The 8,956-nt window shown below is 46.1% G+C and carries 9 protein-coding genes; all 9 read right to left on the reverse strand.

The genetic code is table 11. From position 1 onward, the window contains the following. Positions 1 to 1,163, reverse strand: a 1,163-nt coding sequence (locus tag B3O33_RS11295) for a tryptophan--tRNA ligase (protein ID WP_292363610.1), incomplete at its 3' end; no start/stop codon positions are given. A gap of 35 nt (positions 1,164 to 1,198) precedes the next feature. Next, positions 1,199 to 1,879: a site-2 protease family protein gene (locus B3O33_RS11300; RefSeq protein WP_292360594.1), complete on the reverse strand. Its 681-nt coding sequence runs from the start codon at positions 1,877 to 1,879 to the stop codon at positions 1,199 to 1,201. Then, the gene (serS, locus tag B3O33_RS11305; RefSeq protein ID WP_292360596.1) at positions 1,872 to 3,146 is read right to left on the reverse strand and encodes a serine--tRNA ligase; all 1,275 of its coding nucleotides are present in this window, start codon (positions 3,144 to 3,146) and stop codon (positions 1,872 to 1,874) included. Before serS ends, B3O33_RS11300 begins: the two co-directional genes overlap by 8 nt. Position 3,147: 1 nt before the next feature. Continuing rightward, positions 3,148 to 3,438 (reverse strand): DUF190 domain-containing protein, encoded by a 291-nt coding sequence (locus B3O33_RS11310; RefSeq protein WP_292360597.1) that lies wholly within the window; start codon positions 3,436 to 3,438, stop codon positions 3,148 to 3,150. Next, positions 3,435 to 3,809 carry a fluoride efflux transporter CrcB gene (gene crcB / locus B3O33_RS11315; protein WP_292360599.1) on the reverse strand — a complete coding sequence of 125 codons (375 nt, stop codon included), beginning with the start codon at positions 3,807 to 3,809 and terminating at the stop codon, positions 3,435 to 3,437. Before crcB ends, B3O33_RS11310 begins: the two co-directional genes overlap by 4 nt. A 108-nt stretch (positions 3,810 to 3,917) precedes the next feature. After that, positions 3,918 to 4,988 (reverse strand): class II fructose-bisphosphate aldolase, encoded by a 1,071-nt coding sequence (gene fba / locus B3O33_RS11320; protein WP_292360600.1) that lies wholly within the window; start codon positions 4,986 to 4,988, stop codon positions 3,918 to 3,920. Next, complete coding sequence (gene pyk / locus B3O33_RS11325; protein ID WP_292360602.1) at positions 4,979 to 6,472, reverse strand: pyruvate kinase; 1,494 nt, start codon at positions 6,470 to 6,472, stop codon at positions 4,979 to 4,981. Before pyk ends, fba begins: the two co-directional genes overlap by 10 nt. 9 nt (positions 6,473 to 6,481) lie before the next feature. Further along, positions 6,482 to 7,672: a phosphoglycerate kinase gene (locus B3O33_RS11330; RefSeq protein WP_292363611.1), complete on the reverse strand. Its 1,191-nt coding sequence runs from the start codon at positions 7,670 to 7,672 to the stop codon at positions 6,482 to 6,484. A gap of 124 nt (positions 7,673 to 7,796) precedes the next feature. Beyond that, positions 7,797 to 8,795: a type I glyceraldehyde-3-phosphate dehydrogenase gene (gap, locus tag B3O33_RS11335; RefSeq protein ID WP_292360606.1), complete on the reverse strand. Its 999-nt coding sequence runs from the start codon at positions 8,793 to 8,795 to the stop codon at positions 7,797 to 7,799. Positions 8,796 to 8,956: the final 161 nt, after the last annotated feature.

Below are 8,956 nucleotides of genomic sequence, written 5' to 3' on the forward strand. Positions count from 1 at the left end.
ACTTCTCTTGCTGCAGCACTGCCATCATCAATAATACGTCGTACATCTTCTGGATGTCGGCTGAAATCATCCGCGCGTTCGCGGATGGGTTTAAGTTCGGCGATTACCGAATCAATAAGTGGACCTTTACAATCCAGGCAGCCGATCCCAGCCGAGCGGCAACCTTGTTGAACCCATTGTTTCTGATCTTCATCAGAATACACTTCATGTAATTGCCAAACCGGACATTTATCCGGTTCACCGGGGTCGGTACGGCGTACCCGGTTGGGATCCGTTGGCATACGTTTGATTTTTTCGGCAACGGACTGATCCGACTCTCGCAATGAGATGGTATTACCATAGGATTTGGACATCTTCTGCCCATCCAGACCTGGCATTTTAGAAGCCGGGGTCAACAATGCTTTCGGTTCTGGCAAGATCACTTTACCGCCGCCTTCCAGAAAGCCAAATAAACGCTCCATATCACCCAGCGCCAGACTTTGTTGATTTTTTAATAATTCACGAGCCGTCTGTAATGCTTCAGTATCACCCTGCTCTTGATAGGCTTTACGCAAATTGTTATACAACTTGGCATTTTTCTTACCCATTTTTTTCACGGCAGATTCGGCTTTATCTTCAAAATCTGCTTCACGTCCGTAGATATGATTAAAGCGACGGGCAATTTCACGTGTCAACTCAACATGAACCACCTGATCTTCACCGACCGGCACCTGACCGGCGCGATAAATCAGAATATCAGCGCTTTGCAGTAATGGATAACCCAAAAAGCCGTAAGTCGACAGATCTTTTTCTTTGAGTTTTTCCTGCTGATCTTTATAAGTCGGTACACGTTCCAGCCAGGATAAAGGCGTGATCATTGATAATAATAAATGCAGCTCAGCATGTTCAGGTACACGTGATTGCAGAAACAATGAAGCTGAAGAAGGTTCAATACCCGCCGCCAGCCAATCAATCACCATTTCCCAGACACTGTCTTCAATCACCCGGCTATCTTCATAGTGCGTGGTCAAAGCATGCCAGTCAGCAACGAAAAAGAAACAATCAAATTCGTGTTGTAATTTAATCCAATTTTTCAGAACGCCATGATAATGCCCCAAATGCAACTGCCCTGTCGGACGCATGCCTGAAACAATACGACGTGACTGATACGCTACCGTGTCCAAAATAATCTCCTGATGAGCTTGCTCAATTCAGTGTTTTACAGAATAAAAAATACTTGCATTGGCATATCAAAGATAAATGCCAGCAATCCCATATATGCCTGCATCAAAGGCCATAAAATCATCATAACGATGCCAAAATAGAGTAATGCCAGCAAGATAAAAAATCCGTAAGGCTCAACTTTTTCTACCCGCCAGGCCAGGTGAGGTGGCAATACACTGACCAAGACCCTTCCACCATCCAGTGGGGGTAACGGCAGCAGATTCAATAACATCAACATACCATTCACTAATACACCGGCAACCCCCATGTAAATCATCGGCCCGGAAATAAGCACATCATTCACGGCCAGCAATAGACCAATCTTGGCAACCATCGCCCAGAAAAAACCCATCACTAAATTGGCACCTGGCCCTGCCAGAGCGACCCAAGCCATATCTTTTTTTGGATTTCGCAGATTTTGAAAAGTAACAGGTACCGGTTTGGCCCAGCCAAACATAAAGCCGGTAAACATCAGTAATAAAGCAGGAACCAGAATCGTGCCTAATGGATCGATGTGCTTAATCGGATTGAGTGTTAATCGCCCCATCATCTGGGCTGTTTTATCACCCAGCTTTAATGCCGCCCAACCGTGAGCGACCTCATGTAAAGTGATGGCGAATAAAACCGGCAATGTCCAGATAATAATCTTCTGGATCAGACTAAACTCATCACCCATGAATTTTATCCACGCCGCCCATATAGGCACGAAGTGGCTCGGGAATGACGACACTGCCATCTGCTTGTTGATGATTTTCTAATATCGCCAGTAAAGTGCGTCCCACAGCCAGACCTGAACCATTTAAAGTATGCACCAATTCAGGTTTTCCTGTTTCAGGGTTCCGCCAGCGCGCCTGCATTCGCCGCGCCTGATAGTCGCCGAAATTACTGCAGGAGGAAATTTCCCGATAAGTATTCTGGCTCGGTAACCAGACTTCCAAATCATAGGTTTTGCTTGAAGCAAATCCCATATCGCCAGTGCAAAGCAGCATTTTACGATAAGGCAGATCCAACATCTGCAGAATTTTTTCAGCTTGACCGGTCAATTGCTCGTGGGCTTCGGCAGAGACTTCTGGCGCAACGATCTGCACCAGCTCGACTTTTTCAAATTGATGCTGACGAATAAGACCACGTACATCACGGCCATGTGAACCGGCTTCGCTGCGAAAACAGGGTGTATGTGCAACAAATTTCAATGGCAACTGTGCAGCATCGACAATACTGTCACGCACAATATTGGTCACCGGTACTTCGGCTGTTGGGATTAGATAAAGCTGACCATCATCAACAGCAAATAGATCTTCAGCAAATTTGGGCAGTTGTCCGGTTCCACGTAAAGAATCGGCATTGACCAGATAGGGTACGTAAGTTTCGGTATAACCGTGATCAGTTATATGGGTGTCCAGCATAAACTGAATTAACGCCCGTTGCAGTCGCGCCAATTGACCTGTCAAGGTCACAAAGCGCGCACCACTGATCTTGACAGCAGTTTCAAAATCCATCTGCTGTAAGCCTGCTCCCAAATCTACATGATCCTTAGGTTCAAAATCGAATTGCCGCGGAGCGCCCCAGCGAGAGACCTCGACATTGTCATTTTCATCTTTACCTTCGGGCACATCATCCTGTGGGATATTCGGTATGCTCATCGCAAGATCGTTCAACTGATCCAATACTTTGGCCAGTCTGGCTTCAGCGGCTTTATGCTGATCACCTAAATCGTCGATCTCGGCCAGCAATGGTGCAATGTCTTCACCCGAGGCTTTGGCCTTACCAATCATTTTGGAACGCGCATTACGTTCGGTTTGCAATGACTGAGCATCCAACTGTGCCTGACGGCGTTCAGTTTCCAATGTTGCAAGCAGGATCACATCCAGCTGAAAGCCACGACGGGCCAACCCCTTTGCCACTTCCTGAGGTTCGGTACGTAATAATTTGAGGTCTAACATGTTAAATTCCGCTTTGCACTGGCCAGCTGACAATATGATCAACTTCCACCATAGTTTTTATTTTAGTGATGATATCGTTTATTTGTTCTGGTTTATCAAAAAACTCGATAACCATTGGCAAATCCGACGACAAATCTAGTATCGACGCTTTATGAACCAGACCGTTGGAACCTAAGCCGGCTACCCCCCGAAACACGGTAAAACGCACTTTATTCTGCTCCAGCTGTTTAAGCACTTGCCGTACTTCATGTCGTCCATCAGATAAGTAAACTCTCACTAATGTCAGATTCATAACTGTCTTCCCAGACTGATGCCTAACCATGTTGCCAACAGGCATAACACGACGCTTAACAATACATTTAGTCCTGCTTTAACAAATGCACCATCTTCCAATAATGTAAACGTTTCCAGCGAAAAGGTGGAAAAGGTTGTAAAGGCGCCAAGCAGTCCAACAATCAATCCGGCCCGCCATTCAGCTGCTACGGCTAATTTTTCAATCAGCAGGATGAACAGTATTCCGATCAGCAATGAGCCAAGCACATTAACCGCCAAGGTCCCATAAGGAAAGTCACGCCCTAATATTTTATAAACACCATTGGACATTGCAAAACGCAATAAAGCACCAGCAGCACCACCAACAGCGATAGCAGTAAGTTGCAACACGGCATAAGCCCTGTAGATACAAAGTGTGTTATTTTACCTGATTCATAACCAAGACAGGCAGCGAATGTGTTCGAAGGATTATGAAACTACCCCATGGTCAAATCATCGTTAATTTAACTTGGGTGTTAATTCTCCACTGCGATACCGTTCGACCATGTCATGTAATGAAATAGGTTTGATCCTGCTGGCATGACCAGCACTGCCAAAGGCTTCATAACGTGACTGACAAATTATCTGCATCGCTTTGGTAGCCTCTTTATAAAACTTGCGCGGGTCAAATACGGCTGCGTTTTTTTCATCCGTCAAAAACTGCCGGATAGAGCCGGTCGAGGCCATGCGTAAATCAGTATCAATATTGACCTTACGCACACCGTATTTAATGCCTTCAACAATCTCTTCAACCGGCACACCATAGGTTTGGCCAATATTTCCGCCGTATGTGTTAATGATTTCTAACCAATCCTGCGGCACTGAACTGGATCCATGCATCACAAAATGGGTGTTTGGCAAACGTTGTTGCAAGGTCTTCAAATGAGAGATTGCCAGAACTTCGCCAGTCGGGGGCTGGGTAAATTTATAAGCGCCATGACTGGTACCAATGGCAACAGCCAACGCATCTACCTGAGTCTGCCTGACAAACTCAACGGCTTCATCCGGATCCGTCAGCAAATGACTATGATCAAGTTTGTCTTCTGAACCATGCCCATCTTCTTCACCCATCATGCCAGTTTCCAATGACCCCAGACATCCCAGCTCACCCTCTACTGAAACGCCACAGGCATGAGCCATTTCACTGACTTTTCGGGTGACGTTTACGTTATAGTCAAAATCAGACGGGGTTTTCATATCTTCAAGCAATGAACCATCCATCATCACTGAGCTGAAACCGGATTGAATGGAACGAGCACATATCGCCGGGTTGGCACCGTGATCCTGATGCATTGCCAGAGGAATGTGAGGATAGGCTTCTATTGCTGCCAGAATAAGATGTCTGAGAAACGGTTCACCCGCATACTCCCGTGCACCGGCACTGCCTTGCATGATAACTGGACTATCAACCGCATCAGCGGCCTGCATAATCGCATGCACCTGTTCCATATTATTCACATTGAAAGCAGGTATGGCGAATTGGTGCTCTGCTGCATAATCCAGTAATTGTCGCATTGAAACTAATGCCATTTGCTGCTCTCCGACTGAACCGGTTTATTCACTGCTGTTTCCTTGGGTTCGACCAATTCCCCCACGCGTACAATTTTTATGGCATTGGTGCTGCCCTGTACTTCAAGATCCCCTTTGGTAATGATCACTATATCACCATCATGAACCACGCCGCGACGCTGTAATTCTTCAACGGCTTCTTTATTCAAAGCCGCGTGATCGGTATGTTCCACGACAAAACTTACGGGATAGACCCCGCGATATAAAGTCACTCTGCGTCGTGTCGCGACATGGGGCGTTAAAGCAAAAATCGGAATACCCGAACTGACTCGTGACATCCATAAGGTTGAAGATCCCGATTCTGTTAACGCGGCAATTGCTTTAACATTAAGATGATTGGCGGTGTACATAGCCGCCATCGCAATGGCTTCATCTATACGTTCAAATTTTGAATCAATCCGATGACGTGACACGCGAATTTCCCGCTGTTGTTCAGCCTGCAGACAAATACGGTCCATAGCTTCAATGACTTTTACCGGATGATGACCAACCGCCGTCTCACCAGAAAGCATAACCGCATCAGTACCATCCAAAACGGCATTAGCGACATCAAATACTTCTGCACGGGTTGGAATCGGACTTTCTATCATTGACTCCATCATTTGGGTCGCTGTAATGGTCAGCCGGTTCATACGTCTGGCTTTGGCAATTAACTGTTTTTGAATTGGCGGTAAAGCAGCATCCCCCATTTCCACACCTAAATCACCACGGGCGACCATAATACCTTCTGATGCTTCAATAATGGCATCAATATCATCCAGGGCTTCAGAACGTTCAATTTTGGCAATAATGCCACCATAGCCCCCGGCTTCACGAAGTAATCGACGGGCCAGATGAATATCTTCAGCACTACGGGGAAAGGAAACGGCCAGATAATCGGCCTGCATATCTGCAGCGATTTGAATATCCTGCATATCTTTCGATGTGAGGGCTGAGGCAGACAGCCCGCCACCCTGCCGGTTAATGCCTTTGTTATCCGTCAACAGCCCGCCAACGGTGACACGACAATATATCTGCTGGTCAATAACTGACTCCACCCACAGAACAATACGTCCATCATCCAATAGCAATGTGTCACCACGCTTTACATCCAGTGGCAGGGATTTATAGTCGACTCCGACCTGTTGATTATCACCGGCATCATCCGCTAATGCGGCATCAAGGATGAAAGGGTCATTTTCAGCCAGTTCCACCCCACCATTTTTAAAACGTGAAATGCGGATTTTCGGGCCTTGTAAGTCCACCAGCACCCCAACCTGGCGACCAAAGGCTCTGGCGCGATTGCGAACCCTTTCGGCCATATCAATGTGTGAAAGGGCAGATCCATGAGAAAAATTGAGCCGGACAACGTCCATGCCCGCCGATATCATCGCATCAAGAACAGCAGGATCTTTTGTCGCAGGACCTAAGGTAGCAACAATCTTTGTTCTTCGACGAACAGACATATTAATTACTCATTGATTACTCGCGGCACGTTGCTCAAGAATTTCTACTGCAGGTAATGTTTTGCCTTCCAGAAATTCCAGGAAAGCACCACCACCGGTTGAAATATAAGATACATCATCACAAATTTTGTACTTAGATACTGCTGCCAGCGTGTCCCCTCCACCAGCAATTGAGAAAGCATCCGACTCCGCTATCGCCATCGCTATCTCTTTGGTGCCTTCACCAAATTGACTGAATTCAAAAACGCCTAATGGTCCGTTCCATACCACCGTACCAGCTTGCTTGATAATTTCAACCAACTCAGCAGCAGATTTAGGACCGATATCAAAAATCATATCATCATCACTTACCGCTTCAACGGCTTTTAATTCTGCTTCAGCATTTTCAGCAAAATGTTTGCCACAGACAACATCTTTGGGGACTGGGATATTCCCCCCCCGACTAATCGCCTCTGCGGAGAGTCTTTTACAGGTATCGATCAAATCGGGTTCATATAATGATTTACCCACATTATGACCCGCTGCAGCAATAAAGGTATTGGCAATACCACCACCAACGATTAACTGATCCACTTTCTTAGACAGGGTTTCCAGCACCGTCAGCTTGGTAGAGACTTTTGAGCCCCCCACGATAGCCACCATCGGCCGGGCAGGATTATCCAGTGCTTTGGATAGCGCTTCCAACTCAGCTGATAATAAAGGTCCTGCACAGGCAATCGTGGCGTATTTAGCAATTCCGTGGGTTGAGGCCTGTGCCCGATGCGCTGTACCAAAAGCATCCATCACAAACACATCACACATCTTGGCCATACGTTTTGCCAGATCATCATTATTGGCTTTCTCGCCAATATTGAATCGCACGTTTTCACACAAAACAACTTCACCCACTTCCACTGGAATGAAGTCGGGCTCCAGCCAGTTCTGCTCAAGACGAACCGGTTTTTCCAATAATGCCGAAAGATAATTGGCAACCGGCGCTAATGAGTACTTGTGCTCATATTCACCTTCAGTTGGCCTTCCAAGATGTGACATGACCATCACCTTGGCACCTTTATCCAATGCCAGTTTTATGGTCGCTAAAGAGGCATGGATACGCGTGCCATCTGCCACAACGCCGGACTTGAGCGGTACATTCAAATCCTGTCGTATTAACACGCGCTTGCCTGCGAAATCCAAATCGGCCATTTTTATTACTGACATAAGGTTTTGCCCTCTTGTAATTATTTTGTGAACCAGTTCTGATTATAGCCTTCACAATACATAAAAAAAGGCTTCCTTTACAGGAAGCCTTGCATTAGTTTTTTTCAGACACTGCAACGATGTATTAACTCGCTACATGTCCGACCAGACGCATCATATTGCAGGTATAACCATATTCATTGTCATACCAGGCCACTACTTTGACAAAAGTACCATCAAGCGCGATCCCGGCACCCGCATCAAAATTTGATGGCGCTGTATGACCACGAAAATCTGTTGATACCACACTCTCTTCGGTATAACCCAAAACGCCTTTCAGCTCACCCTCAGCAGCAGTTTTCATCGCCGCACAAATCGCTTCATAGCTGGCATCTTTGTTTAATTCAACGGTTAAATCGACTACCGAAACATCCGATGTTGGTACGCGAAATGCCATACCGGTTAATTTACCGTTTAATTCTGGTAACACCTTGCCCACGGCTTTTGCTGCACCGGTGGATGAAGGAATAATGTTTTCCAGAATACCGCGACCACCGCGCCAGTCTTTCATGGACGGCCCATCAACCGTTTTCTGCGTGGCAGTTGCGGCATGTACCGTAGTCATCAGACCCCGTTTGATTCCAAAACTGTCATGCAAGACTTTGGCTACGGGAGCCAAGGCATTGGTGGTACAGGATGCAGCAGAAACAATGGCTTCGCCTGCATAAGATTCATGATTCACACCATAAACAAACATTGGAGTGTGATCTTTGGAAGGTGCAGATTGCACTACTTTTTTAGCGCCTGCATCAATATGCGCCTGGCAGGATTCCTCGGTCAGGAAAAATCCGGTACATTCAATAATCAAATCGGCACCGACTTCGTTCCATTTTAAATCTGCAGGATTACGTTCAGCGGTAACGCGAATAGTCTTACCATTAACGACCAGATGTCCATCTTTAACCTCGACATCACCGTCAAAGCGGCCATGCACAGAATCATACTTGAGCATATATGCCAGATAATCCGGATCCAGCAAATCGTTGATTGCTACTACTTCAATCTCAGGAAAATCTTTTGCTGCAGCACGAAATGCCATGCGGCCAATACGCCCAAAACCATTGATTCCAACTTTAATTGTCATTGTTTTTCCTTCCGTATTTAAACGATACGTCTAAGGTTTTAACTACACAAAGAAGTTTAAACATAGTCAACACCCATGCTGCTAAAAATCAGTATCGCCACGATGTGTTAACACAGACTCGTCAAACATTCATATTGTTTTAAATTTCACTTCCTGCAATC

The sequence above is a fragment of the Methylophaga sp. UBA1464 genome (assembly GCF_002325665.1).
In the GTDB taxonomy this organism is placed as follows: domain Bacteria; phylum Pseudomonadota; class Gammaproteobacteria; order Nitrosococcales; family Methylophagaceae; genus Methylophaga.